General features: G+C 67.6%; 19 protein-coding genes. 16 read left to right on the forward strand and 3 right to left on the reverse strand.

Annotated features, from left to right (window positions below; translation table 11 throughout):
• Positions 1 to 12: 12 nt before the first annotated feature.
• The 4 genes from ABQ039_RS03280 to ABQ039_RS03295 are packed head-to-tail and all read left to right on the forward strand — an operon-like array spanning position 13 to position 5264.
• Positions 13 to 669 carry a c-type cytochrome gene (locus ABQ039_RS03280; protein WP_349778153.1) on the forward strand — a complete coding sequence of 219 codons (657 nt, stop codon included), beginning with the start codon at positions 13 to 15 and terminating at the stop codon, positions 667 to 669.
• Positions 666 to 1727 (forward strand): beta-propeller fold lactonase family protein, encoded by a 1062-nt coding sequence (locus ABQ039_RS03285; RefSeq protein WP_349778154.1) that lies wholly within the window; start codon positions 666 to 668, stop codon positions 1725 to 1727. The genes ABQ039_RS03280 and ABQ039_RS03285 overlap by 4 nt, the downstream gene beginning before the upstream one ends.
• Positions 1728 to 1762: 35 nt before the next feature.
• Positions 1763 to 2869 carry an S-(hydroxymethyl)glutathione dehydrogenase/class III alcohol dehydrogenase gene (locus ABQ039_RS03290; RefSeq protein ID WP_349778155.1) on the forward strand — a complete coding sequence of 369 codons (1107 nt, stop codon included), beginning with the start codon at positions 1763 to 1765 and terminating at the stop codon, positions 2867 to 2869.
• Positions 2870 to 2879: 10 nt separating this feature from the next.
• Entirely contained in the window at positions 2880 to 5264 is a 2385-nt protein-coding gene (locus ABQ039_RS03295) for a TonB-dependent receptor domain-containing protein (protein WP_349778156.1), read from the forward strand.
• Positions 5265 to 5865: 601 nt separating this feature from the next.
• On the opposite strand, the gene ABQ039_RS03300 is transcribed toward ABQ039_RS03295, so the two are convergent.
• Positions 5866 to 7839: a sigma-54-dependent Fis family transcriptional regulator gene (locus ABQ039_RS03300; RefSeq protein ID WP_065032118.1), complete on the reverse strand. Its 1974-nt coding sequence runs from the start codon at positions 7837 to 7839 to the stop codon at positions 5866 to 5868.
• 247 nt (positions 7840 to 8086) lie between these two features.
• Positions 8087 to 9019 (reverse strand): carbohydrate kinase family protein, encoded by a 933-nt coding sequence (locus tag ABQ039_RS03305; protein ID WP_003482735.1) that lies wholly within the window; start codon positions 9017 to 9019, stop codon positions 8087 to 8089.
• 276 nt (positions 9020 to 9295) lie between these two features.
• On the opposite strand from ABQ039_RS03305, the gene ABQ039_RS03310 reads away from it, so the two are divergent.
• From ABQ039_RS03310 to ABQ039_RS03350, 9 genes are all read left to right on the forward strand, one after another.
• Complete coding sequence (locus tag ABQ039_RS03310; protein WP_003482734.1) at positions 9296 to 10342, forward strand: rod shape-determining protein; 1047 nt, start codon at positions 9296 to 9298, stop codon at positions 10340 to 10342.
• A gap of 172 nt (positions 10343 to 10514) precedes the next feature.
• On the forward strand, positions 10515 to 11774 hold the full coding sequence (gene mreC, locus ABQ039_RS03315) for a rod shape-determining protein MreC (RefSeq protein WP_349778157.1): 1260 nt from the start codon (positions 10515 to 10517) through the stop codon (positions 11772 to 11774).
• Positions 11771 to 12256, forward strand: a complete 486-nt coding sequence (gene mreD, locus ABQ039_RS03320; protein WP_016900812.1) for a rod shape-determining protein MreD — start codon at positions 11771 to 11773, stop codon at positions 12254 to 12256. The genes mreC and mreD overlap by 4 nt, the downstream gene beginning before the upstream one ends.
• Positions 12257 to 12259: 3 nt before the next feature.
• Entirely contained in the window at positions 12260 to 14320 is a 2061-nt protein-coding gene (mrdA, locus tag ABQ039_RS03325) for a penicillin-binding protein 2 (RefSeq protein WP_349778158.1), read from the forward strand.
• A complete protein-coding gene (gene rodA / locus ABQ039_RS03330) occupies positions 14317 to 15435 on the forward strand; it encodes a rod shape-determining protein RodA (RefSeq protein ID WP_054591925.1) in 1119 nt (372 codons plus the stop codon). Before mrdA ends, rodA begins: the two co-directional genes overlap by 4 nt.
• A gap of 319 nt (positions 15436 to 15754) precedes the next feature.
• Positions 15755 to 17155, forward strand: a complete 1401-nt coding sequence (locus tag ABQ039_RS03335; RefSeq protein ID WP_349778159.1) for a glycosyl hydrolase family 28 protein — start codon at positions 15755 to 15757, stop codon at positions 17153 to 17155.
• A gap of 471 nt (positions 17156 to 17626) precedes the next feature.
• Positions 17627 to 18766 carry a lytic murein transglycosylase B gene (mltB, locus tag ABQ039_RS03340; protein ID WP_349778160.1) on the forward strand — a complete coding sequence of 380 codons (1140 nt, stop codon included), beginning with the start codon at positions 17627 to 17629 and terminating at the stop codon, positions 18764 to 18766.
• The gene (locus tag ABQ039_RS03345) at positions 18763 to 20178 is read left to right on the forward strand and encodes a septal ring lytic transglycosylase RlpA family protein (protein WP_349778161.1); all 1416 of its coding nucleotides are present in this window, start codon (positions 18763 to 18765) and stop codon (positions 20176 to 20178) included. The genes mltB and ABQ039_RS03345 overlap by 4 nt, the downstream gene beginning before the upstream one ends.
• A 259-nt stretch (positions 20179 to 20437) precedes the next feature.
• Positions 20438 to 21643, forward strand: coding sequence for a D-alanyl-D-alanine carboxypeptidase family protein (locus tag ABQ039_RS03350; RefSeq protein ID WP_016900824.1), 1206 nt, complete (start codon positions 20438 to 20440; stop codon positions 21641 to 21643).
• Between the two features lie 145 nt (positions 21644 to 21788).
• On the opposite strand, the gene ABQ039_RS03355 is transcribed toward ABQ039_RS03350, so the two are convergent.
• Positions 21789 to 22850 carry a lipid A deacylase LpxR family protein gene (locus ABQ039_RS03355; RefSeq protein ID WP_024939686.1) on the reverse strand — a complete coding sequence of 354 codons (1062 nt, stop codon included), beginning with the start codon at positions 22848 to 22850 and terminating at the stop codon, positions 21789 to 21791.
• Between the two features lie 289 nt (positions 22851 to 23139).
• On the opposite strand from ABQ039_RS03355, the gene ABQ039_RS03360 reads away from it, so the two are divergent.
• The 3 genes from ABQ039_RS03360 to lipB all read left to right on the forward strand — a co-directional run bounded on the left by ABQ039_RS03360 (position 23140) and on the right by lipB (position 25215).
• Positions 23140 to 24123, forward strand: a complete 984-nt coding sequence (locus tag ABQ039_RS03360; RefSeq protein WP_024939685.1) for a CsgG/HfaB family protein — start codon at positions 23140 to 23142, stop codon at positions 24121 to 24123.
• A 127-nt stretch (positions 24124 to 24250) separates the two neighbouring features.
• Positions 24251 to 24529 (forward strand): YbeD family protein, encoded by a 279-nt coding sequence (locus ABQ039_RS03365; protein ID WP_016900827.1) that lies wholly within the window; start codon positions 24251 to 24253, stop codon positions 24527 to 24529.
• 89 nt (positions 24530 to 24618) lie between these two features.
• Positions 24619 to 25215: a lipoyl(octanoyl) transferase LipB gene (lipB, locus tag ABQ039_RS03370; protein ID WP_228960144.1), complete on the forward strand. Its 597-nt coding sequence runs from the start codon at positions 24619 to 24621 to the stop codon at positions 25213 to 25215.
• Positions 25216 to 25227: the final 12 nt, after the last annotated feature.

Below are 25227 nucleotides of genomic sequence, written 5' to 3' on the forward strand. Positions count from 1 at the left end.
CGCGCGCACGGGGTGCGCGGTGCTCCCTCCGATCAGAAAGGTTCGTTCATGCGCAAGTCCACCGTGGGTTGTTTCGATCATTCCATGCGCGCACCGCTGTGCGCGGTGATGCTCAGCGTCGTGCTGGCGGCCTGCGGCAAGGACGCACCGCCGCCCGCGCCCGCGCCTGAGGCGGCCACCGCACCGGCTGCCAGCCCGCCGGCGCCGGCCACCGGCACTGCCGCGCCTGCGCCTGCGGCGGCGAGCGCCGCGGTGCCCAACCCGGCCGCCGGGCCTGCGCCGGATCCGGCCACGCCGCCCGCAGCGCCGGCCACCGTGGTGCCGATCCCGAAGGGGCCGGAGGTCAAGGTCACGTCCGAGCTGATCGCCGAGGGCAAGAAGATCTATTTCTCCGCCGGCTGCAATGCCTGCCATGGCGGCACCGGTGGCGGCGGCATGTGCCCGCCGTTGACCAACGACATCTGGGTGTATGGCAGCGACGACGACACCTTGCGTACGCTGATCAGCGAAGGCACCGCCGCGATGATCACCCACGGCAAGACGCGGGTCGGGCATGAAAAGGTGGTCGGGCAGATGCCGCCGTTCGCGCCGGTGCTCAAGCCGGGCGACACCGAAAAACTGCTCGCCTTCATCCATTCGATCAACAAGACCGCGGGCAAGGCGCAATGAGGCCAGCGGCGACCGGTTGGCGGTGCCTGCTTGCGGCAACTGCGCTGGGCGCGCTGCTGGCCTTGGCCGGTTGCCGGCGCGATGCGGAGCCGTCGGCGTCCAACGCGGCGCCGACGGCTGCGTTGCCTGCAACGAAGGCCGCGGCACCGGTGCCCGCAACGCCGCCGGTATTTGCCTATGTGCCCAACCAGCGCAGCGGCACGGTGTCGGTGATCGATACGCACACCGACACGGTGGTGCGTACGCTCAGTGCGCAGGGGCAACTGGGCAAGCGCCTGCAGCAGGTATTGCCGGGCCCGCAGGGGCATCTGTACCTGATCGATGCCGAACATCACCGCCTGATCGAACTCGATACCGACAAGGACGCGGTGCTGCGCAGCGTGGCGATCGGCGAGAACGCCGAAGGCATTGCGCTGTCGCCGGACGGCAAGCAGTTTGCGGTGTGCGTGGAAGGCCAGAACCAGGTGATGTTGATCGATACGGCGCAGTTCAGCGTGCAACAGGTGATCGCCACGCGCGGGCAGGCGCCCGAGCACTGCGCCTACACGCCGGACGGGCAGTGGCTGCTCACCAGCAACGAGGGCTCCAACGACATGGACATGATCGAGCTGGCCACCGGTCGCTCGCGTGGCGTGGTCGCCACCAGCGGCCATCCGCGCGGCATGGCGTTCGCGCCCGACGGGCACAGCGTCTACATCGCGCAGGAAACCGCCAACGTGGTCGACGTGATCGACCTGCAGGCGCGCCAACGCCGCGCCAGCCTGCCGGCCGGCGTGCGCACGGCGGGCGTGGCGTTGTCGGCCGACGGCACGCGGCTGTATGCGTCCAACGGCGGTGCCGGCACGCTCAGCGTGATCGATACCAACACTGCGCGCAGTCTCGCCGAAATCGCGGTGGGGCTGCGGCCGTGGAATCCGGCGCTGACCCCGGCCGGCGACAAGCTGTATGTCGCCAACGGGCGCTCGAACACGGTGAGCGTGATCGACACCGTCGCGTTGCGCGAGATCAAACAGATCCCCGTCGGCGAACTGCCGTGGGGCGTGGTCATCGCGCGCTGAGCGGCGGGCATGCCGCAGCGCGCCAGGGAGGCCGGATGAAGACACGCGCTGCGGTGGCATGGGGTCCGCACCAGCCGCTGACCATCGAAGAGGTGGACCTGCAGCCGCCGCGGCCCGGCGAGGTGCTGGTGCGCCTGGTCGCCACCGGGATCTGCCATGGCGATGCGCATGCATTGGCGCATGCGCAGGCGGGCAGCTTCCCGGTGATCCTGGGGCAGGAAGGCGCGGGCATCGTCGAGGCGGTCGGTATCGGCGTCACCAGCGTGCAGCCCGGCGATCACGTCATCCCGCTGTACATGCCCGAATGCGGCGTGTGCAAGTTCTGCCGCTCCGGCCGCACCAACCTGTGCCAGGCGATCCGCAGCAGCCAGGAGCGCGGGCTGATGCCCGATGGCAGCAGCCGGTTCTCGCTGCACGGCCGGCCGATCCTGCACCACATGGGCATCAGCACGTTTTCCGAATACACCGTGGTGCCGGAGATCGCGGTCGCGCGGATCCAGCCGGAGGCAGCGCTGGATCAGGTCTGCCTGCTCGGCTGCACGGTCACCACCGGCGTCGGTGCGGTGCTCAACAGCACGCATGTGCGGCCCGGCGACTGCATGGCGGTGTTCGGCCTGGGCGGCATCGGCTTGTCGGTGGTGCAGGGCGCGGTGCTGGCGCAGGCCGGGCGCATCATCGCGGTGGATATCGACCCGGCCAAGTTCGCGCTGGCGCGCGCGTTGGGCGCCACCGATTGCCTGGATCCGCGCGACTACGGCGCACCAATCCAGCAGGTGATCGTGGACCTCACCGATGGCGGCGCCGACCACAGCTTCGAATGCGTGGGCGATGTCGGCGCGATGCGCGCGGCGCTGGAGTGCTGCCACAAGGGCTGGGGCGAGAGCGTCATCCTCGGCGTGGCCGACGACGCGCAGGAAATCAGCACGCGCCCGTTTCAACTGGTGACCGGGCGGGTGTGGCGCGGCAGCGCCTTCGGCGGAGTGAAAGGGCGCAGCGAATTGCCCGGCTATGTCGCGCGCTATCTGCACGGCGACATCCGGCTGGCACCGCTGATCACCCGCACGCTGGCGCTGGACGACATCAATCAGGCGCTGGCGGACTTGCGTGCGGCGCGCGGCATCAAATCGATCGTGCTCTATTGAGGAGACGCAGATGGCAGCAGGCACACGCAGCACGGCAAGGTTGCACCATCACGCACTGGCAGGCGCCTGCGCCAGCGCCTTGCTCGCAAGCAGCGCGCTGGCAGTGGCGGCCGAGGCGCCGCAGGTGACCTGGCTGGACCGCATCGAGGTCACCGCCACGCCGATTCCCGGCACCACCATCGATGCGGCGCAACTGCCGTACATGGTGCAATCGGCCACCAACAGCGAGCTGTCGCGCGCGCGCAGCAACAACCTCGGCGATCTGTTGCAGCGGCGCTTCGTCGGCGTGGATGGCAACGATGTGCAGGGCAGCGCGTTCCAGAACGATCTCACCTTCCACGGGTTTCGCGCCTCCGCCTTGCCCGGCGCCTCGCAAGGCGTGTCGGTGTATCTGGATGGCGTGCGTTTCAACGAACCGTTCGCCGACATCGTCAGCTGGGACATGCTGCCCGAGTCGGCAATCAACGCAGTCACCCTGATGCCCGGCTCCAATCCCTTGTTCGGGCCGAACACGCTCGGTGGCGCGGTGGTGCTGTCCACTGCATCCGGCCTCACCTCGCCGGGAGTGCAGGGCGAGCTGAGCATCGGCAGCGGTGCGCGCAAGCGGCTGGATGCCAGTTACGGGCTCGCCAGTCAGGACGGTTGGCATGGCTTCGTCGCGGTCACCGGTTTCAACGAGAACGGCTGGCGCGATGCCTCCGAGGGCCGTCTAGGAACCGTGTTCGGCAAGGTCGGCAAGCAGGGCGAGCAGACCGACTGGAGCCTGTCGGTGCTGCACGGGCGCAGCCGCCTGATCGGCAATGGCCTGCTGCCGGATACGCGCTACACCGACGATGGCCCCGAGCCCGGCCTGTATCGTGCCGACCGCCGCGCGGTGTACACCTCGCCCGATCTCACCCGCAATCGCAATACGCTGTTCACCGCGCAACTGGACCATCGCTTTGATGCGGACACCGCATTGCATGCACTGGCCTACGCGCGCGTGGGCCGCCGCGACACCGTCAATGGCGATATCGGCGAGGACTACGAAGAATTCGTCGAAGAATGCGCCTCCGGCTACGCCGCCGACGGCAGCGCGCTGGATGCCGATTGCGATGTCGCGCGCGCCGATGCCGATGCATTGCCCACCGGCGCGCTCAACACCACCCAGATGCGCCAGGAGGCGCAAGGCCTGGCAGTCAACCTGAGCAGTCAGTGGGGTGCGCATGCGCTCAGCACCGGCGTCACCTTCGATCGTGGCCATGTGCGCTATCAGCAATTCGCGCGCGACGGCTGGGTGCAACCGGACCGCTCGGTCGCTGCCGATCCGGATGCCGAGCGTGCGTTCTTTTCCGGCGTGCGCGGCAGCACAAAGACGCTGGGCGTATTCGTCGCCGACACCTGGGCGCTGGACGCTGCCACCCATCTCAGCGCTGCAGTGCGCTGGAATCGCGTGGTGGTGGACAACATCCTTTCCACCGCCGACGACGGCGACCGCCCACGCGAGCGCTTCGTCTATGCCAAGGCCAATCCGTCCCTGGGTCTGACCCATCGGCTCGATTCGGGGCTGACGCTGTACGGTTCGGTCGCGCAAAACAGCCGCGCACCGACCGCGATCGAATTGGGTTGCGCCGATCCCACCCAGCCGTGTCGGTTGCCGACCGGCCTGCAGGCCGACCCGCGTCTGGAGCAGATCGTCTCGCGCACGTACGAGCTCGGCGCGCGCTGGGCGCCGTCGGCCAACAGCAACGCCAGCCTGTCGGTGTACCGCGCCGACAATCGCGACGACATCCTGTTCCTGCGTGCACCGGACACCCAGCTGGGTTACTTCGACAACGTCGGCCGCACCCGCTACCAAGGCGCGGATCTGGCGCTGCGTTTGCGCAGCGGCGACTGGCAATGGTCGGCCGGCTACAGCTTCCTGGATGCGACCTACCGCAGCGATGGCGAGCTGCTGTCCGGCGAGCGCGTGATCGCCTTGCGTCCAGGCCTGCGCATCGCCGCATTGCCGCGCCACAACCTCAAGCTCGGCGTGGAATGGCAGCGCGATGCGCTGACCCTGGGCGCCGGGGTGCGTGCGGTGTCCGGGCGCGTGGCCAGCGGCAACGAGGATGGCCAGGTCGACAATGCCGACGACGACGAGCCCGCACCCGAGCGCATCGACATCGGCACCGCCGGCTACGCGCTGGTGGATCTGCAGGCGCGTTGGCAACTCGGCGCGCGGCTGTCGCTGTTCGCCCGCATCGACAACGTCTTCAACCGCCGCTATGCGACCTATGCAGCAGTGGCCGAAGACGTGTTTCCGGACGGAGCACTAGCGCGCCCGCAGGATGCGCCGGTGGAAACCGGCCCGGCGCGGTTTCTCGCGCCGGGTGTGCCGCGGCAGTATCTGATCGGGTTGCGTTGGGCGTTATGAGGCTGGGGATTCGGGATTGGAGATTAGGGATTCGCAAGGCGCAAGGTGCAATCGCCAGTCGCCCGCAGCGTTATCTGGATGGTGCCGAGCTGCGCTAGCCGAGGGCGCGGTGCCCTCACCGCTCGCGGGACACGCCGTAAACCCATCCCTGGGGGCTCGGTGGCGGCATCCATGCCGCCACACGGTTCCGCAAGCGGTGAGGACACCGCACCAGACAGTTGATTGGTTGCCTTGTTTAAAACCATGCATACCAACCATCTCGACTGGCCCTTGCCCGCCCACCGTCGCGGGACCTTGCGCGGCATGGATGCAGCGTAACAGCCTACAGGGACGTACTTGCAGCGTGTCCTGCGATGGTGGGCGGTCAAGGGCCCTGCAACCAAGCTCCAAATCATCCGCTCCACAATCGCGGCATCAACACGGGGTGCATGCCACCTCAAGCAACAGCGGTACCCGCCTAGTGGTCAAGAAGTGCCCTTGATAAATCGCTCCAAATACCAGCGCCAAGACCCCGCCTTGGCTCTGACGAATCCCCAATTCCGAATCCCGAATCCCTGCCCCTCAATTCCCCAATTCCGAATCCCCAATCCCCGCCCCTCAATCACCCGGTATCCAGGCCATGCTTGCGCAGCTTGCGATACAGCGTATTGCGACTGATGCCCAGGGCATCGGCGGTGCGGCTGACATTCCAGCGGTGGCGTTCGAGTTGTTGCTGCAACACCAGGCGTTCGGCCTGGTCGAGTGCGACGCGGCCGGGCATGTCGTCGGCGGCCACCGCGCCGCCATCGACCAGGCACGGTGCGCTGCCGGCATCGACGATTTCCTGCGGCAGATTCGGCAGGCGGATCACTCCGTCGCTGCACAATACCGCCGCCGTGCGCAGCACATTGCGCAGTTGGCGCAGGTTGCCCGGCCATGCGTAGCTCAGCAGCTTGTGCATCGCTTCCTCGCTGATGCGCACGCTGTGCTCGCTGGTTTCCTCGCGCAGCAGGGTGCGGATCAGCTCGGCCTTGTCGCTGCGCTCGCGCAGCGGTGGCAGGTGCAGCACCACGCCATTGAGCCGGTAATACAAATCCTCGCGAAACTCGCCGGCCGCCACTCGCTGCGCCAGATCGCGATGGCTGGCGCTGATCACGTGCAGCTCCAGCGGTACCGCGCGTTCGCTGCCCAGCGGGGTGACGCATTGTTCTTCCAGCACGCGTAGCAGGCGGCTCTGCAAGGGCAGCGGCATGTCGCCGATTTCATCCAGAAACAGGGTGCCGCCGCTGGCCTGCAGCAATTTGCCATGGCGGCCTTCGCGCGCGGCATCGGTGAACGCGCCGCGCGCATACCCGAACAATTCGCTCTCGATCAATGCCTCGGGAATCGCCGCGCAGTTGATCGCCACGAACGCGCCGCCGGCCCATGGCGAGCCGCGGTGCACCGCCTTGGCGAATTCCTCCTTGCCGGTGCCGGTGTCGCCGCACAGCAGAATCGACACCCGATGCGCAGCCAGCTTCAAGGCATTGGCCAGGTTGTGGCGCATGCGCGAATCCGAGCCGACATGCTCACCGGGTTGCAGCTCGGTATCCGGTGCCAGCTGCGCCGGCCCACCCACCGCCGGCAGCGCAGCGCGCGCGCGCGGCGGGCGCACCAGTGCGTAGAACCGCCGCCCATGGCAGGCGCAGCGGATCGACCACAAGGTGCCGGCATCGCTGCCGGCGCGGTGCTCGAGGGTGTCGAAATCCAGCTGCATCACCTGTGCGATGTTGCGGCCCACCAGCTGGCTGCGATCGATCTTGCCCAGTTGCTCCAGCACCGCCTCGTTGACTGCCAGCACGCGGCCATCGGTATCGATCGCGATCAGTGCCTCGTGCAGCAGGCCGGCGAACTCGGGCCGGCTATGGAAGCGCAGGATGAAGGCATGGCCGAACTGGTTGAGGAAATGCGAGCGCGAGATCTGCGCCGCCGACATGCTCACCAGGGCCACGGTGTGGCGCTGGATCTGCTTGCCGTCCTGCGCGTTGGGGGTGGACGCATCCAGCACCGCCAGCAGCCCGCCATGCGGGTCCAGGATCGGCGCGCCGCTGCACGACAGCGGCAGATGGCGGGTCAGGTAATGTTCGCCGCGGTGCACGCTGACTGCGGTGCGCTCGGCGGCGCAGGTGCCCAGGCCGTTGGTGCCCTGGTGACACTCGGCCCAGCTGGCGCCGCAGAACAGACCGGCCTGGCGGAATTCGCGCAGCAGGGTCGGGTCGTGCACGCTGTGCAGCACGGTCGCCTCGGCATCGGCAAAGATCACGGCGTAGCCGCTGCCGGCGATCTGCTCGTAGAGGTTTTCCATCTCCACCTTGGCAATGCGCAGCACATCGCCCAGACGTTGCTGGCGCTCGCGCACGTGCAGCGCATCGTGCACCAGCGGCTCTGGGGCTGCCTCGGGCAACAACGCGTAATCGTCCAGGCAGCGCCGCCACGAGCGCGACAGTGGTGCGGCAAGCGGCGCGATGTCGCGCAACCGGCGGATCTGCCGGAGCGCATCCGGCTCGATCTCCGGCAGGGCGATGGACGTGGCGGCGACAACGCTTGGCTCGGACATGGGCCAGCGTTCCTCAGTGGGCGCGAAACGTCAGTAGAGGCACAGATCGGGCTGATGCTCAAACTGCATTGCAGCAATTGCGGTGCCGACGCGCCCCTTTCCTGCGGGAGCGGGGTTGCGGTGAGGGGGCGGTGCGAAGCCCGAAGCTGTTCAACTTGCACGGGGCTTCGCCCGTCCCCTCATCCGCCCCTGCGGGGCACCTTCTCCCGAGAGGAGAAGGGCAAGCGCTGATCAGCGGCGGTGCGCGTCAGAGCGCGTAGCCGAACTGCTGCTTGAACTGGTCGTTGAACTCGGCAAAGTCGAACCGCTGGTTCTGCGTGCCCGGGTGCTCCACCTTCAGCGCGCCCATCAGGTTGCCCATCCGCCCGATCGTCAGCCAGTCGTAACCGCCCTGGATGCCGTAGATCAGGCCGGCGCGGAAGGCGTCACCGCAGCCGGTCGGGTCGACCACGCGGCGCTCGTGCGCCGGCGGGATGTCGTAGGTCTTTTCCGGCGTATGCACCAGCGCGCCCTTGGGGCCCTGCGTGGTGATGTAGGCCTGCACGCGCGAGACGATGTCCTTCTCGTCCCAGCCGGTGCGTTCCTGCAGCAGGTTGGATTCGTAGTCGTTGACCACCACGTACTGGGCCTGCTCGATGAACTGGCGCAGTTCCGGGCCATTGAACAAGGGCATCGCCTGGCCGGGATCGAAGATGAAGGGAATGCCGGCGGCAGCGAACTCTTCCGCATTCTGGATCATGCCCTCGCGCCCATCCGGGCCGACCAGGCCCAGGGTCACGCCCGGCACATCCTTCACGTGGTTCTCGTAGCTGCGCATCATCGCGCCCGGATGGAAGGCGGTGATCTGGTTGTTGTCGTGGTCGGTGGTGATGAAGGCCTGCGGGGTGAACAGATCGTCGATGATCTTCACCCGCGACAGGTCGATCCCCAGCGTTTCGAAATGCTCGCGATACGGGCCGAAGTCCTGGCCCACGGTGCCCATCGGGATCGGCGCGCCGCCGAGCAAATGCAGGTTGTAGGCGATATTGCCGGCGCAACCGCCGAACTCGCGGCGCATGCGCGGGACCAGGAACGACACATTCAGGATGTGCACCTTGTCCGGCAGGATGTGGTTCTTGAACTGGTCCGGAAACACCATGATGGTGTCGTAGGCGAGGGAACCACAGATCAGTGCGGACATCGAGTCAGGCCTTTGCGTTGGGAAATACCCGCCAGTTGCCGGGCATGGCAGCGGGACGGCGCGCGCGCCGCGGCGCAAAGGGTAACGGCTGCGACCGATCAGGGCCACAACCGCATGCCATGCCCGGCGTGACCGGCACATGAAAACGACGCCGCAACGGCCGATTTTTCCTTGCCCGCACCGGGGGGGATTGCTAGGCTAGTGGACTTCGTTTTCTGCCCAAAATTTCGCCAGTCTGGCGGCGGGCACGCGACTTACCCAGGAACAACTCCCTCGATGTTCAAGAAACTCCGCGGCATGTTCTCCAACGACCTGTCCATCGACCTGGGCACGGCCAATACGCTGATCTACGTACGCGGGCAGGGCATCGTACTGAACGAACCTTCGGTGGTGGCGGTGCGTCAGGACCGCGCAATCGGCGGCACGCGCTCGGTGGCCGCCGTCGGCGCCGAGGCCAAGCAGATGCTCGGCCGCACCCCGGGTCACATCACCACGATCCGCCCGATGAAGGACGGCGTCATCGCCGACTTCACCTACACCGAGGCAATGCTGAAGCACTTCATCAAGAAGGTGCACAAGTCGCGCTTCCTGCGCCCGAGCCCGCGCGTGCTGGTATGCGTGCCGGCCGGTTCCACCCAGGTCGAGCGCCGCGCCATCAAGGAATCGGCGGAAGAAGCCGGTGCGCGCGATGTGTATCTGATCGAGGAACCCATGGCCGCGGCGATCGGTGCCGGCATGCCGGTGACCGAGGCGCGCGGTTCGATGGTCATCGACATCGGCGGCGGCACCACCGAAGTGGCGGTCATCTCGCTCAACGGCATCGTCTACTCGCAGTCGGTGCGCGTGGGCGGCGACCGCTTCGACGAGTCGATCACCAACTACGTGCGCCGCAACCACGGCATGCTGATCGGCGAAGCCACCGCCGAGCGCATCAAGCTGCAGATCGGCTGCGCCTACCCGCAGGACGAGGTGCAGGAGATGGAAATCTCCGGCCGCAATCTTGCCGAAGGCGTGCCGAAGATGATCAAGATCAACTCCAACGAAGTGCTCGAGGCATTGCACGAGCCGCTGTCGGGCATCGTCTCGGCGGTCAAGCTGGCGCTGGAACAGACCCCGCCGGAACTGTGTGCCGACGTGGCCGAGCGCGGCATCGTGCTTACCGGCGGCGGCGCACTGCTGCGCGACCTGGACCGCCTGATCTCCGAAGAAACTGGCCTGCACGTACAGGTCGCCGACGACCCGCTCACCTGCGTGGCCCGCGGCGGCGGTCGCGCGCTGGAGCTGGTGGACATGCACGGCAACGAGTTCTTCGCGCCGGAGTGAAGCGTTCGGGATTGGGGAGTCGGCATTCGGGATTCGCAAAAGCGGTTCCTGCCTACGGCCCGGTAGGACTGCTCCGCAGTTCCGCGAGTTCACGTTTTAGCCGCATCCGTATCGGGGGCAGCCAACCGCTCCCCGAATCCCCAATTCCGAATCTCCAATCCCGGCCCTGACAGTGCCCTCCTACGCCGGTCCTCCCGTCGCCTCCCGTCCGGGCGAAGTCACCTCCACGCTGCGGCTGCTGGTCTATCTGGTGCTGGCGATCGTGCTGATCGCGCTCGATAGCCGGGGGGGCTGGCTGAGCCAGGTGCGTCTGCAGGCCAACCTGCTGATCCAGCCGATCTGGGCGGTGGCCGGGTTGCCGGGGCGGATCGGCTCGCAGGTACGCGACAACGCCGCCACCCATGCGCAGCTGGTGGAAGAAACCCGTACCCTGCGCAATCAGCTGCTGGTGGCAAACGCGCGGCTGACCCGGCTACAGACCGCCGCGCTGGACAATGCGCAGCTGCGCGAGCTGCTCAACGTGGCCGAGCGCCGCGGGCTGGACGTGCAGCTGGCGCCGATCCTGGATATCGACCTGGACCCGACCCGGCAACGCCTGCTGCTGGACGCCGGCAGCCGTGATGGCGTGCTGCTGGGCCAGGCGGTGATCGATGCCGGCGGGCTGATGGGCCAGGTGATCGAAGTGACCCCGCTGCATTCGACCGTGCTGCTGCTGACCGACCCCGACCATGCGGTGCCGGTCAGCGTGGCGCGCAACGGCGTGCGCCTGATCGTCTACGGCCGCGGCGACCGGCTGGAACTGCGCGACATCCCGCTCAGCGCCGGCGTGCAGGTGGGCGACGAAATCGTCACCTCTGGCCTCGGTGGCCGCTTCCCGGCCGGTTTCCCGGTCGGCAAGGTCTCCGAACTGCATCCGGACGACACCCACGCCTTCCTGGTCGGCGAACTGACCCCGGCCGCCAAGCTCGATCGCGGCCGCGATGTGCTGCTGCTGCGCGCGGGCAAGCCGTTGCGGGTGGTGCCTGGGGCCGGGATTGGGGATTCGGGAGTTGGGATTGGTAACAGCAACAGCAACAGCAACGGCGTCGCGGCGGCGGCCGGCGCGCCGGTGACTGCAACACCGCGCACGCCTGCGTTCAGTGTTTCCAACGCAGCGACTGATACCGCGCGCCCGACGGCCGCCGCGGCATCGGGCGCCGGTACCTCGGCGCCTGCACGGTCCGCAGCGACACCTGCCGCGCCCGGCGCGCAGCCGTCCAGTGCGCCAGCGTCCGGCCGCCCGGCCAGCACGTCCGCCCGGCGTCCCGCATCGACCGCATCCAACGGCCCGAATCCCGATTCCCGTTCGTCCCTGCCACAGGGCGCTGCTTCCAGCCAATCCCCAATCCCCACTCCCCAATCCCGTCCCGCTCCGCAGGAGACGGACCAATGACCCGCATGCGCAACACCTGGATCCTGCCGGCGAGCATCGTCATCGCGCTGGTGCTGGGCCTGCTGCCGCTGCCGGTAGTGGTGCAGCCGCTGCGTCCGTACTGGCTGGCGCTGGTGCTGGCGTACTGGGTGATCGAGGAGCCGGATCGGGTCGGGCTGGGCATCGCCTTCGTGGCCGGCGTGCTGGCCGACCTGCTGTATGGCGGGCTGCTCGGCGAGCAGGCGCTGCGGCTGGTGATCATGACCTTCATCCTGCAGCGCTTTCGCGCGCGGATGCGCTTCTTCCCGGTCTCGCAGCAGGCGCTGGCGATCGGCGGGCTGCTGCTCAACGACCGCATCGTCTCCTCGGCCGTGCATCTGGCGGTGGGCGAGCCGACCCTGCCGTGGAGCTACTGGTGGGCGCCGCTGCTGGGCATGGCGCTGTGGCCGCCGCTGTTCGTGTTGCTGGATGCGGTGCGGCTGGGCAAGCGGAGCAAGAAGTAAGCCATGCACGGGCGCCGTCATCCCAAGAACCCGCACGCGGAGGCCGAGCAGTTCCGCCGGCGTGCGGTGCTGGGCTTCGTGATGGTGCTGATCTGCCTGGTCGGGCTGGGCGGCTGGTATTTCAAGCTGCAGGTGCTCGACCACGAGGTCTATGCCACGCGCTCGGAAGCCAACCGCATCAAGCCCAAGCCGGTGGTGCCCGGGCGCGGCATGATCTACGACCGCACCGGCCGGCTGCTGGCCGAGAACGTGCCGGCCTTCCGCCTGGACGTGACCCCGGACAAGGTCGCCGACATGGACGCCATGCTGGCCGCGCTGGGCAAGGTGATCCCGATCGCGCCGGAGGATCTGGAGCGCTTCAACCGCGAGCGGCGCGCGCGCCGCAGCTTCCTGCCGGTCACCCTCAAGCTGCGCATGAGCGATGAGGAAATGGCGCGCTTTGCGGTGGAGCGCTGGCGCTTCCCCGGGGTGGAGCTGGAACCCTACCTGACCCGGCGCTACCCGTACGGGCCGCTGTTCGCGCACATCATCGGCTACGTCGGCCGTATCGACGAGAAGGACCTGGCGGTGCTGGGCGAGGGCAATGCCGCGCTCACCCACATGGGCAAGTCCGGGCTGGAGCGCTACTACGAGCAGGACCTGCGCGGCCAGGTCGGTTACGAGCAGGTCGAAACCAACGTGCAGGGGCGGGCGATCCGCACCGTCGGCCGGGTCGCGCCGCAGTCGGGCGCGGACCTGCGGCTGTCGGTGGATGCCGACCTGCAGCGCGCGATGGTGGCCGCGTTCGGCGAGCACGAAGGCGCGGCGATCGCGATGGACCCGCGCACCGGCGAGATCCTGGGCATGGTCAGCCTGCCCAGCTACGACCCCAACCTGTTCGTCAACGGCATCTCGCATACCGATTTCCGCATGCTCAACGATAACCCGTCGCGGCCGCAGTTCAACCGGCTGGTGCTGGGTGGCGTGGCGCCGGGCTCCACGCTCAAGCCGCTGATCGCGCTGGCCGGCCTGGACAGCGGCCTGCGCCGGCCGGAAGACCGGGTGCTGTCCACCGGCATGTTCTACCTGCCCGGGGTCAGCCGCGGCTGGGGCGACTCGCACCGCGGCGGCCATGGCTGGACCGATCTGCGCAAGTCCATCGCCCAGTCGGTCAATACCTATTACTACCGGCTGGCGGTGGACATGGGCATCGAGCGCTTCGACCACTACCTGGGCGAGTACGGCTTCGGCCAGCCGACCGGGGTGGACCTGCTCGGCGAGATCGGCGGCATCCTGCCGTCGCCGGCCTACAAGTACAAAACCCGCAAGGAGCGCTGGTATCCCGGCGACACCGTCAACATCGCCATCGGCCAGGGCGACTGGAAGGTGACTCCGCTGCAACTGGTGCGCGGGGTGTCGGCGATCGCCAGCGGGCTGCTGCTGCGCCCGCACCTGGTGCTGGAGCAGCGCACCGGCTTCGATCACCCCTGGCAGCCGATGATCCAGCCGCCGGGCAAGCCGATCAGCCCGAGCGCGGCGCACCTGCAGGTAGTGCGCGAGGGCATGATGGACACCATGCGCCCGGGCGGCACCGGCTATGCGATCACGCCGGGCGCGCCGTATCAGATGGCCGGCAAGACCGGCACCGCGCAGGTGGTCAGCCGCAAGGGCGTGGCCGCGGTGGACCCACGCAGCCTGCCGCTGCACCTGCGCCACCGTGGCCTGTTCGTCGGCTTCGCGCCGGCCGACAACCCGGTCATCGCGGTGGCGGTGGCGGTGGAGGGCGGTGGTTTCGGTACCAGCTCGGCAGCGCCGATCGCACGCAAGATCTTCGACGCCTGGCTGCTCGGCAAGCTGCCCGCCGGCCTGGAGCCGCTGGACAGCGAGCTCGGCATGACCGCGGTGGGCGTCAACCAGTTCGAAGCCGGCGCCACCGATGCGCGCCAGGCCGGCGATACGGCCGCGGCCACGCTGGACGAGCTGCCGGTGGTGATCGGCCAGACTGCGGTGGCGTTGGACCCCAACACGCCGGCGCAGCCGGTGGTGCCGGATGTGCCCGATGCGGTCCAGGAGACCGACCATTGAGTGACATCCTGCGCTGGCTGGTTGACATGGTTGCGCGTTTCACGCGCAGCCTGGACTGGGTGCTGTGCCTGGCGCTGGGTGCGCTGATGGTGATCGGCCTGTCGGTGCTCAAGAGCGCGGGCGGCGCCGCCAACGGCGATCATCTGGTGATGGCGCAAGCCGTGCGCTTCGTCATCGGCCTGGCTGCGATGTGGGGCATTTCGCGCATGTCGGTGCTGCGCCTGCGCGCCTGGACGCCGTGGGTGTACGGCCTGTCGATGCTGCCGCTGCTGGCGGTGTTCGCGCTGGGCACCGGCAAGTACGGACGCCAGTGGCTGGACCTGAAACTGTTCTACCTGCAGCCGGCCGAACTGCTCAAGATCAGCCTGCCGATGATGGCCGCCTGGTATCTGCACCGCATGCCGTTGCCGCCGCGCATCTCCACCGTGCTGGTGACCGGCGTGATCATCGGCGTGCCGACCGCACTGATCATGCTGCAGCCGGACTTCGGCACCGGCGTGCTGATCGCCGCCAGCGGTGTGTTCGTGCTGCTGCTGGCCGGCCTGCCGTGGTGGTGGGTGGCGGTGGGCGTGGGCGGCGTCTCGGCGGCCGCGCCGGTGGCCTGGTTCTGGCTGCTGCGGCCGTACCAGAAGGACCGCATCATGATGTTCCTCAACCCGGAAAACGATGCGCTGGGCGCCGGCTGGAACATCATCCAGTCCAAGATCGCGATTGGCTCGGGCGGTTTCGACGGCAAAGGGTGGGGGCTGGGCTCGCAGTCGCATCTGAACTTCATTCCCGAACAGACCACCGACTTTGCGTTCTCGGTGCTCAGCGAGGAGTTCGGCTGGATCGGCGTGGCGACCGTGCTCAGCCTGTACCTGATCGTGATCGCGCGCTGCCTGTGGATCGCCGCGCAGGCGCGCGACACCTATTCGCGCCTGGTCGCCGGTGCCACCGGCCTGGCCTTCTTCGTCTACGTGCTGGTCAACGGCGGCATGATTTCCGGCCTGCTGCCGGTGGTGGGCGTGCCGATGCCGCTGATGAGTTACGGCGGTACCTCGGCGGTGTCGCTGTTGGCCGGGCTGGGCCTGGTGATGGCGGTCAAGGCGCACCGCCCGGTGCACGGCTACTGAGCAGGCACGTTCTGCAGCCGACGCTGACAGGCACTCACCCATGTCGAAAGAGCCAATCAAACCCGGCCAGGCGGACTATGCCGCTGGCGACAGGGGTATGACACGCAGCTGACGCTGCGCAAGGCGCGCGGTTCTGCGCGCTGCGTTGCAATGACGACCTCCCGGCACGGGGCCGCTTCGCGCATGCGGTATCGGGTTCGCGCGGCGTCTGTGAATGGGCACGTCGCTCCGTAGAGTCGGATGCGCCGCCGTCCTGCGCGCGGCCGGGTCGCGTTGCAGCTGCAGGCGCGCGCCATTCCTCTTCCAGGTGACCTCTTCCATGAAACTGCCAACCGCCGCGATCGGCGGTGTCTGTCTTACGTTCGCCGCTCACGCCGGCGCCATCAACCTTGCCACCGGCGATACGCGCGCGGTCTCCGAGCCGGCGATTCCCGCCACCTGCCAGCCGGTGAGCGCCAGCCATACGCCAAGCGGACGGCTGTTCGACGCCGCGCTGGAAAGCGCACCGCCCGACACCAAAGCCATCCAGGCCGCACTGACTGCCTGCACCGGCAAGAACGGCAGCGTGCTGCTCAAGGCCGGCACCGGCAACGCGTTTCTCAGCGGCCCGCTGACCATTCCCACCGGCGTCACCCTGGTCGTCGATCAGGGCGTGACCCTGTACGGCTCGCGCAATCCGGCCGACTACGGCAGCGGTTGCGGTGCCGCAGGCGCCAAGAGCGGCGGCTGCCTGCCGCTGATCAGCGTCAAGGGCACCAGGTCGGGCGTGATGGGCGTACGCACCGGCGGGCGTCAGGGCACGATCGACGGACGCGGCGACCTGCCCATGCTCGGCAAGAGCACCACCTGGTGGGAGTTCGGCGAAAACGCCAAGGCTGCCGGCCAGGTGCAGAACAGCCCGGACCTGATCAAGGTACAGAACTCCAGCACGTTCACCCTCTACAACATCAATCTGATCAACGCGGCGTACTTCCATTTCTTCGCGCATGTCGTCGATGGCCTGACCATCTGGGGCGTGCGGGTGAAGTCGCCGGCGACCAGCCCCAACACCGATGGCCTGGACCTGGACAGCGTGGTCAACGCCAGCCTGGTCGACAACGATGTAATGTGCGGCGACGACTGCGTGGCGATCAAGACCATTGCGTCCAAGTCCGGCAACATCAGCGTGCGCGACAACCGCTGCTACGGCACCCACGGCATCTCGATCGGCAGCGAGGTGATGTCCGGGGTCAACAACGTGCTGGTCGACAACAACGCCATCACCGCCACCGACGATGCCGGCAACCGCAGTACCGACAACGCCGGGCTGCGCATCAAGACCAGCCTCGCCAAGGGCGGCCCGGTCAGCCTGGTCACCTATCGCAATACCTGCCTGTACGGGGTGACCAGCCCGCTGGTGATCAACCCGTTCTATTCGGTGGGCGGCAGCGGCACCAAGCCCAGCTTCGCCGGGATCGTCGTCAACGGCCTGCGTACCACCGGCGATGTCGGCCTCAAGGGCAAGGGCTGGATCCTGAAAGGCTTCGATGCGCAGACGCCGCTGGACCTGACGCTGGCTAATGTGGCCACCGGCAATACCGCGGTCTCCGCCAGCGATGCGCAGATCGGGCTGAGCAACAGCGCGCTCACCCCGACCGGCAGCAACGTCACCACCTCCAGCGTGCAACTTGGCGGCAGCGTACCCACCTGCTCGACTGCGCCACGCTTCCCGGCCCTGTGATCGACCAGGCGCGGCCACCCGGCCGCGCCTGACGGCCGGAGTGACATCAAAGGAAGCAAAACCTGCCACTCATGCGGTCAGATGAAGAGGCCAGAAGCAGGCCCACGGCATGCCGCAAAAACGCAACGCCTCGCCACGGTCCACCAGACAACCCCGGTCGGCACACGAGCACCCCGCACCCCGCACCCCGCACCCCGCACCCCACACCCCACACCCCACACCCCACACCCCACACCCCACAATTTCCGAATCCCGAATCCCGAATCCCGAATCCCGAATCCCGAATCCCCATTCCCCATTCCCCATTCCCCATTCCCCATTCCCCATTCCCCATTCCCCATTCCCGCGCAGCACCCAAACCAATCCCCAATCCCCCTCCCAAATCCCCGCCGCTCAGAGCGGCAAGCTAAAGCTCTTTCCTTTCATGGTCTTATTGCCAGAAGTTCATCTGTTCTCTGTTACCCTCGGCCGATGATTCGACGCACTCTGACCTGCCTGCTCACCCTCGGCCTTGTCGCCTGCGCGACTCAGCCCAGCCCTCCGACCCCGCCGCCGGCCGCCAGCGCGCCCCCGGCCAAGCCGCCGAGCGCCCCGGTCGCGCCCGTCAGTGCCGCTGCCGAAGCGCCCGCGCTGCCGCCGGTGGACCTGACCCCGGTGCCGTTCGAGATCGCCCGCGCCAACTTCGTGCGCGACACCGCCGCCAAGTACGGCATCGACGTCGCACAGATCGAAGCAGTGCTGGCGCAGGCGCAATTCAAGGACGCCATCGTCACCGCGATGTCGCGCCCGGCCGAGCGGGTCAAACCGTGGAACGAATACCGCCCGATGTTCATCACCCAGGCGCGGATCGATGGCGGCCGCAAGTTCCTGGCCGAGCATCGTGCCGAGCTGAGCAAGGTCGAAGCGGCCACCGGCGTGCCGGCGCAGGTGATCGTGGCCATCATCGGGGTGGAGACCAGTTACGGCAGCAACGCCGGCAAGTACCGCGTGCTGGACGCGCTGTACACGCTGGCGTTCCGCTATCCGCGCAGCGGCGACCCGGCCAAGCTCGAACGCGAAGTGCGTCGCGAGCTGTTCTTCCGCGATGAACTCGGCCAGCTGTTCGCGCTCGGCAAGGAAGAGCAGCTCGATGTCACCACGCTCATCGGCAGCTATGCCGGCGCGATGGGCATGGGCCAGTTCATGCCGTCCAGCTACCGCCAGTTCGCCGTCGACGGCGATGCCGACGGCAAGCGCAACCTGTTCACCGACCACAACGACGTGTTCGCCTCGGTCGCCAACTACTTCGTCAAGAAGGGCGGTTGGGTGCGCGGTGGCCAGGTCGCGGTGCCGGCCACGCTGGCCGCCGGCCACGAGGAATTCAATCCCACCGACTGGTCGCCGGTGTACACGCTGGCCGACCTGTCTGCGCGCGGCTATCACCCGAATGCGCCGGTGGTGGCTGGCAGCACCGCCACCCCGATCACCCTGGACGATGCCAACGGCAAGCAGTACTGGCTGGGCTTCCAGAATTTCTACGCGATCACCCGTTACAACATTTCCAAGATGTACGCGATGGCCGTGTTCCAGCTGTCCGAGGCGATCGCCGGCAAGGAGTTACCCCCGGCATGAACAGCATGACAGGCCCCAAGTGGTTGATCCCGATGGCGCTGATGCTCGGCCTGGCGGCCTGTAGCAGTGCACCGAAGAAAAGCGCCGGCACCGGCGGCAGCGGCGCGATCAAGGGCGTCAAGGTCGACGGCAAGGGGCCGGCGTATGTGGCCACCGGTTGCCCCTCGACCTCGCCCTACGCACCCGCCAAGGAAGACCCGTCCACGCGCGGCGACTACACCGCCGGCGGCCTGTACAAGCCCGGCGTCAAGGACACCACGCCGGACCACGTGCCCAACGTGGCCTGCATCCCCGAACCGCTGGTCACCAACGAGCCGCGCTCGGCGGTGGGCAACCGCTCGCCGTATGAGGTGCTGGGCAAACGCTACGTGGTGATGGACAACCCCGGCGACTATGTCGAACGCGGGACCGCCTCGTACTACGGCAGCAAATTCCACGGCCGGCTGACCTCCAACAAGGAGGTCTACGACATGTACGCCTTCACTGCCGCCCACAAGACCTTGCCGTTGCCCAGCTTCGCCCTGGTGACCAACACCGACACCGGCGACTCGGTGGTGGTGCGCGTCAACGACCGCGGCCCGTTCCACGATGGCCGCGTGATCGATCTGAGCTACGCCGCTGCGGTCAAGCTGGGCATCACCGGCAAGGGCACCGGCAACGTCGAGGTGCGCGGCCTGACCGAAGCCGACAACGGCAATCTGCTGGCCAAGCGCCGCAGCGGCCGCGCGCCGGTCAGCACTGCGGTGGCCGCCGCACGGCCGGCCGCCAGCGCCAGCCAGATCGATGGGTTGGTGCAGCGCCTGCCCACCCGCACCGTGCCGGCCGCCGCCCCGCGCGCAGTGGCCGCCAGTGCCGCCGCTCCAGTAGCCGCCGCAGCGGCAGGCAGTGTAGGGGCCGCTGCGATTCCCGCGGGCGAGCGTTGGCGCTACCGCGTGGCCGATTCGCGCCAGCCCGGCAACGCCGACAACTTCGATGCCTGGATGAAGTCGCAGGGCGTGCGCGTGGCCACCGGCAAGCCGGCTGCCGCCGCGCCGCGGCCTGCCTCGGCTGCCCCGGTCGCGGTCGCGCCAGCCGCCCCGGTCGCGGTGGCGGCGATCAAGCCCGCCGACAGCGCGCCGGCACGTCCGCTCAGGAGCGAACCGGTCCCGGTCAAGGCGCCGAGCGTGGCCGAGGCGGCACTGGGCGACATCCTGTTGCAGGTGGCCAGTTTCGCCAGCCGCGAGAACGCCAACCGCGCGCTGTCGCAGCTTGCCTCGGCCGGGATCGCCGGTGCCAGCGTCAGCGACATCGTCAGCGGCGGTCGCACCTTGTGGCGGCTGCGCGTCAATGCGCGCGATCACGCCAATGCCTCGGAAATCGCGCAGCGCATCGCCGGCCTGGGCTTCGGGCGCCCGCAGATCGTCGCCAACTAGCCACGATCGATCCGGCAGCCAAGGCGTCGGTGGGTAGGCCGGCGCCCGCTATCGACAGCTAGCGTCGGGCAGCCGCAATCACCACGCGCCCCATGCAGCTTGCTCGATCGCCCAGTGCGTCAGCCACGTTCGGCGCGTCGTCTGCCCCCATCGCTGAACTGCGCAGGCGCGCGCAGCATCGCGTGCGTCGCCCTGATCGCCGTGGCGCCTTACAATTTCGCATTATCCAGCCTTCGGGCCCGTCAGGAGTCGTTCTTCAATGAAATTCCGCTTCGCCGCCGCTGCGGTGGCCACGTTCGCCTTTGGCCTGGTCTGCGCGCAGACCCCTGCGCCGCAGCCGACGCCTGCCGTTGCCGCTGCGCCGGCCGCCGTCCCGGTTCCGCCCGCACCCGCGCCGGCGGTGTCCAAGTCCTGGATCCTGATGGATTACGCCACCGGGCAGGTGCTGGCCGGTGAAAACATCCATCAGCAGCTGGCCCCGGCCAGCATCACCAAGGTGATGACGTCCTACGTGGTCGCTGCCGAAATCAAGAATGGCAAGGTCAAGCGCGACGACCAGGTCATGATGAGCGAGCGCGCCTGGCGCGAGGGCGGTGCCGGCACCGACGGCAGCTACAGCGGCTTCCCGGTCAACCAGACCGCGCGTCTGGAAGACATGGAAAAGGGCATGGCGATCCAGTCCGGCAACGATGCCGCGATCGCACTGGCCGAGCATGTGGCCGGCAGCGAAGAAGCCTTCGCCTCACTGATGAACAGCTACGCCGCCAAGATCGGCATGAAGGACTCCTACTTCGTCAACGCGCACGGCCTCAGCGCCGAAGGTCACCATTCCACCGCCTACGACCTGGCGATGCTGGGCCGCGCGATGGTGCGCGATTACCCGGAGACCTATGCCTACAACAAGATCAAGGAATTCCAGGTCGGCAGCATCAAGCAGAACAACCGCAACCTGCTGTTGTGGCGCGACCCGGCGGTGGACGGCATCAAGACCGGCCACACCTCCGAGGCCGGCTACTGCCTGCTGAGCTCGGCCAAGCGCGGCGACCAGCGCCTGGTGGCGGTGGTGATGGGCGATTCGTCCGAGCGCCAGCGCGCCGACGACAGCCTGGCCCTGCTCAACTGGGGCTTCCGCTTCTTCGAAACCCACAGCCTGTACGCGCCCGGCAAGGTCGTGACCAAGCAGAAGGTCTGGAAGGGCCAGCAGGACGAAGTGCAGCTCGGCGTGGCCCAGCCATTGCTGGTCAGCCTGCAGCGCGGCCGCTACAACGACCTCAAGCCCAGCATGGAAGTGGCCAAGAACCTGCAGGCCCCGATCAAGCAGGGCCAGCAGATCGGCACCGTCAAGGTCAGCCTGGACGGCAAGATCATCGCCCAGGCCCCGCTGGTCGCCATCAACGCAGTCGAGGAGGGCGGCTTCTTCAAGCGCCTCTGGGATGCGTTCTGGATGTGGTGGGAATCGGAGTGATCCAAAGAAAAAGCCGGCTTTCGCCGGCTTTTTCTTTGCGGGGATTGGGAATTGGAGATTCGGGATTGGCAAAGGCGAGAGCAGGAGCGAAGCATCAGCAGCCCGCTGTTGCGAATCCCCAATCCCGACTCCCCAATCCCAGCCCTCAAAGCATCCGGCTGATCGTGAAACTGCCATACACCGGCGTTTCGCGCTGGGTGTCGAATTCGCGGGTGCGGTGGTAGCGGGCGATGGCGAACTTCCAGCGGCCGTACATCACCGCCAGGCCGTAGCCGACGTCGCCCACGAACGGGCGCTTGTCCACGCTGTGGCTGTTGCGGAAGGTGTTGCCATCCAGGGTGATGTCGCGCAGCACCCAGCGCGCATCGGTGGTCAGGAACAGATGGCCCGACCAGCCGCTGGCGCGTCCGAGCCGGCTAGGGGCGGTGTTCTCGCCGGCCGGGCGGGTCGGGGTGCTGCCGAAGTCGTCCGGCAGCTTCCAGCCGAAGCGCACCTCGCCACCGGCATTCAGATGCGTGGCCATGTTGCCGACCGCGCCGCCCCAATGCGAGATGAAATCCCAGCCGAAGCCGTCCGCATTGACTGCCGCATCGCCCGGCCAGCGGCGCATGCGCTCGTGCACCAGGTTGATCAGCGGCTCGTTGTGCAGCTGGTTGTCCCAGCCCTGGAATTTTTCGTCGCCCAGCACATCGTGGATCGCATCCTGCGCTTCCTGCGCAAATGCCCACGGGCCGACCACGCCGACCTGCAGCTGGGTGGTGCGCAGATGCGCATCGTTGCGCGCGTTGTAGCCGAAGCTCGCCAGCAGGATGCCCGCATACGGGCGATCGTCCGGGATCACATCGCGGCGGGTGGGATCGGTGGGAGTGAAAATCGCCTGGCCGATCGAGAACACCATGTTCTGCTGATCGAACTCGCCCGGATGCAGACGCTCCAGATAGCCGTTGACCCAGCGCGCGGTGCGCGGCAGGCAGGGGTCGTCGGTGTAGTCGACCAGGTTGGGCGACACCAGCGTCAGCACCGCGCCGTTGGAATAGCCCTGGTCCTGATCCTCTCCGCCGAACAGGTCGTTGTCGACCCGGAAGTTCACCGCCGGCGGCGTCCGGCTCATTCTGCTGGAATCGCACTGGTCGGCAGCCACGGCCGGCATCGACAGTGCGGAAAGAGAGAGCAGCAGGGCAGCGGACAAGGCGCGCGGTCGAAGCATGGAGGGCCTGGAAGGTAAGGAGGGGCGATGTTCAGCAAAGGTGCCTGCGGCCGCTGCTGCGCCGCGTGAATGTGCTCCGGGATCATGCCCGAGCCGCCCGGATGCAGCGGCAGAGCCTGGAACACCAGTCCGTTCCATTTGCGGTACGGCGGCCATGAAAAGCCCGCGCGAATCGCATATGATCCGCCTCCGGGGGAACTAGCCCCAAGGAACGGCGGCCTTTCTCAGGCCGTTTCATCACCAACGGATCGCGTTTGCCGACGGCAGCGCAGGTGTCAGGGGAACAAATATGAGCAAGACGATTTCTGTGAGCGCAGCGCTGTTGTCCAGCGTGTTGGGTGTTGCACTGGTCAGTGTCAGCGCGCCGGCCTCGGCCGGACTGAAGGATGCCTTCAAGGGGTCTGCACAGGATCAGCGCAAGGAGGCCGTCGCGCAGATCCCGGTGTGCGCCAAACCGCTGGGCAGCCTGTCGGTGCTCGAGCCGGAGGATGCAGTCAACTGGTGGTCGGGTCAGCAGTTGCCGGCGCCGTCCAAGCTGATCAAGGTATTCGTCAACCGTTCGCGCTGCTTCACCCTGGTAGACCGTGGCGCGGGCATGGCGGCATCGCAGCGCGAGCGCGACATGGCGGCAAACGGCGACCTGCGCGCCCGCTCCAACGTCGGCAAGGGCCAGATCCGCGCAGCCGACTATGTGATGACGCCGGACCTCATTTCGCAGAACCACAATGCCGGCGGCAGCGCCATTGCCGGCATGCTGGGCGGCCTGATGGGCGGCAATGCCGGCAACCTGGTCGGTGGCCTGAACCTCAACAAGAAGACCGCCGACGTGGTGCTGACCATCACCGATGTGCGTTCCTCCGAACAGGTCGCCATGGCCGAAGGCAACGCCAAGAAGACCGACCTGGGCTGGGGCGCGCGTGGCAACGTCTTCAGCGGCGGCGACTACGGCGCCGCCGGTGCCGGCGGTTATGCCAATACCGAGATCGGACAGGTGATTACCCTGGCCTATCTGCAGGCTTACACCGACGTCGTCACCCAGCTCGGCGGTCTGTCCGGCAATGCGGCTGCATCCAATGTGCAGCAGGCTGTGACCGTGACCCGCGCGGGGCGTCTGTTGGGCAATGCCAAGGGCACTGGCGCGGCCGTGCGTACGCTGGAGCCGGGCATGATGCTGTACCCGACCGGCACCAAGGAAGGCGTCATGTGGGAAGTCGAAGACGAAATGGGCAACCGCGGCTGGGTGTCGTCGGCCATGCTGGAACTGTCCAAGTAAGCAGTGGGCCAGACCCGCGCTGGGCGTGACGCGTACGGCGTGAAACAACGGGGCCCCTGCGGCCCCGTTGTGCTGTCCCGCGCACGGCGGGCTTGGGTTTGTCTGGCATCGTCCCGATAATGGGCGGATGGAAATCAGCACCGACAACCCCGATCACGGCTTCCAGTTTCCCGGTACCTTCGAGCTCAGCGCCATGGGCGCGGCCGAACGCGGGCTGGAAAGCGAACTTCCGCGCCTGCTCGCCGCCACCGGTGTAGAGCTGCTGGAGGAAAGCATCAGCTGGAAGCATTCGTCCAGCGGCAAATATGTCTCGGTCAAGATCGGCTTCCGCGCCGAGAGCCGCGAGCAGTTCGACGCTGCGCACCAGGCGCTGCGCGACCACCCGGAAGTGAAGTGGACGCTGTAGCGGTCCAGGCGGCGGAAAGCGCTGTTCCCGTCCTGCCGGCGCAGTTGCGCGATCTCGGCCGACAGGCGTACGCGCCAGTGTGGCGTGCGATGCAGCGTTTCACCGATGCGCGTGATGAGGCCACGGCCGACGAAGTGTGGGTGGTCGAGCATGCGCCGGTGTTTACGCTGGGCCAGGCCGGCAAGCCCGAGCATGTGCTGGCACCGGGCGAGATTCCGGTGCTGCAGGTCGATCGCGGCGGCCAGGTCACCTATCACGGCCCCGGCCAGCTGGTGGTGTATCCGCTGCTGGACCTGCGGCGGCTCAAGATCGGCGTGCGCGATTACGTGTGCAAGATCGAGCAGGCGCTGATCGACACGCTGGACGAGTGGAATATCGTCGCCGAGCGCCGCGAGGGCGCGCCGGGCGTGTACGTGGGCGGGGCCAAGATCGCCGCGCTCGGGATCCGGGTGCGGCGCGGCTGCACCTTCCACGGCCTGTCGTTCAATGTGGCGATGGATCTGGAGCCGTTCCACCGCATCAACCCCTGTGGATACCAGGGCCTGCAGGTGACCTCGGTGCTAGACTTGGGCGGCCCCTCCGGGATGGACGCCGTCAAGGCGGTGCTGCTCGATCAGCTGGCGCGCCAGTTCGGTCTCGTCTTGCAGCCTGTCTCCGCGTTGCCCGACCTTTCGCTTCCGGCCTGAGCGCCCGTTACT

The sequence above is a fragment of the Xanthomonas sp. WHRI 6108 genome (assembly GCF_040202385.2).
Classification (GTDB): Bacteria; Pseudomonadota; Gammaproteobacteria; order Xanthomonadales; family Xanthomonadaceae; genus Xanthomonas; species Xanthomonas arboricola.

What these genes read in the sequence shown, in the direction of transcription:
- ABQ039_RS03285 (WP_349778154.1), top strand. Translation starts at nt 666, where the DNA reads ATGAGGCCAGCGGCGACCGGTTGGCGGTGCCTGCTTGCGGCAACTGCG.
- ABQ039_RS03290 (WP_349778155.1), top strand. Translation starts at nt 1,763, where the DNA reads ATGAAGACACGCGCTGCGGTGGCATGGGGTCCGCACCAGCCGCTGACC.
- ABQ039_RS03295 (WP_349778156.1), top strand. Translation starts at nt 2,880, where the DNA reads ATGGCAGCAGGCACACGCAGCACGGCAAGGTTGCACCATCACGCACTG.
- ABQ039_RS03300 (WP_065032118.1), bottom strand. Translation starts at nt 7,839, where the DNA reads ATGTCCGAGCCAAGCGTTGTCGCCGCCACGTCCATCGCCCTGCCGGAG.
- ABQ039_RS03305 (WP_003482735.1), bottom strand. Translation starts at nt 9,019, where the DNA reads ATGTCCGCACTGATCTGTGGTTCCCTCGCCTACGACACCATCATGGTG.
- ABQ039_RS03310 (WP_003482734.1), top strand. Translation starts at nt 9,296, where the DNA reads ATGTTCAAGAAACTCCGCGGCATGTTCTCCAACGACCTGTCCATCGAC.
- mreD (WP_016900812.1), top strand. Translation starts at nt 11,771, where the DNA reads ATGACCCGCATGCGCAACACCTGGATCCTGCCGGCGAGCATCGTCATC.
- mrdA (WP_349778158.1), top strand. Translation starts at nt 12,260, where the DNA reads ATGCACGGGCGCCGTCATCCCAAGAACCCGCACGCGGAGGCCGAGCAG.
- ABQ039_RS03335 (WP_349778159.1), top strand. Translation starts at nt 15,755, where the DNA reads ATGAAACTGCCAACCGCCGCGATCGGCGGTGTCTGTCTTACGTTCGCC.
- mltB (WP_349778160.1), top strand. Translation starts at nt 17,627, where the DNA reads ATGATTCGACGCACTCTGACCTGCCTGCTCACCCTCGGCCTTGTCGCC.
- ABQ039_RS03345 (WP_349778161.1), top strand. Translation starts at nt 18,763, where the DNA reads ATGAACAGCATGACAGGCCCCAAGTGGTTGATCCCGATGGCGCTGATG.
- ABQ039_RS03350 (WP_016900824.1), top strand. Translation starts at nt 20,438, where the DNA reads ATGAAATTCCGCTTCGCCGCCGCTGCGGTGGCCACGTTCGCCTTTGGC.
- ABQ039_RS03355 (WP_024939686.1), bottom strand. Translation starts at nt 22,850, where the DNA reads ATGCTTCGACCGCGCGCCTTGTCCGCTGCCCTGCTGCTCTCTCTTTCC.
- ABQ039_RS03360 (WP_024939685.1), top strand. Translation starts at nt 23,140, where the DNA reads ATGAGCAAGACGATTTCTGTGAGCGCAGCGCTGTTGTCCAGCGTGTTG.
- ABQ039_RS03365 (WP_016900827.1), top strand. Translation starts at nt 24,251, where the DNA reads ATGGAAATCAGCACCGACAACCCCGATCACGGCTTCCAGTTTCCCGGT.
- lipB (WP_228960144.1), top strand. Translation starts at nt 24,619, where the DNA reads ATGCAGCGTTTCACCGATGCGCGTGATGAGGCCACGGCCGACGAAGTG.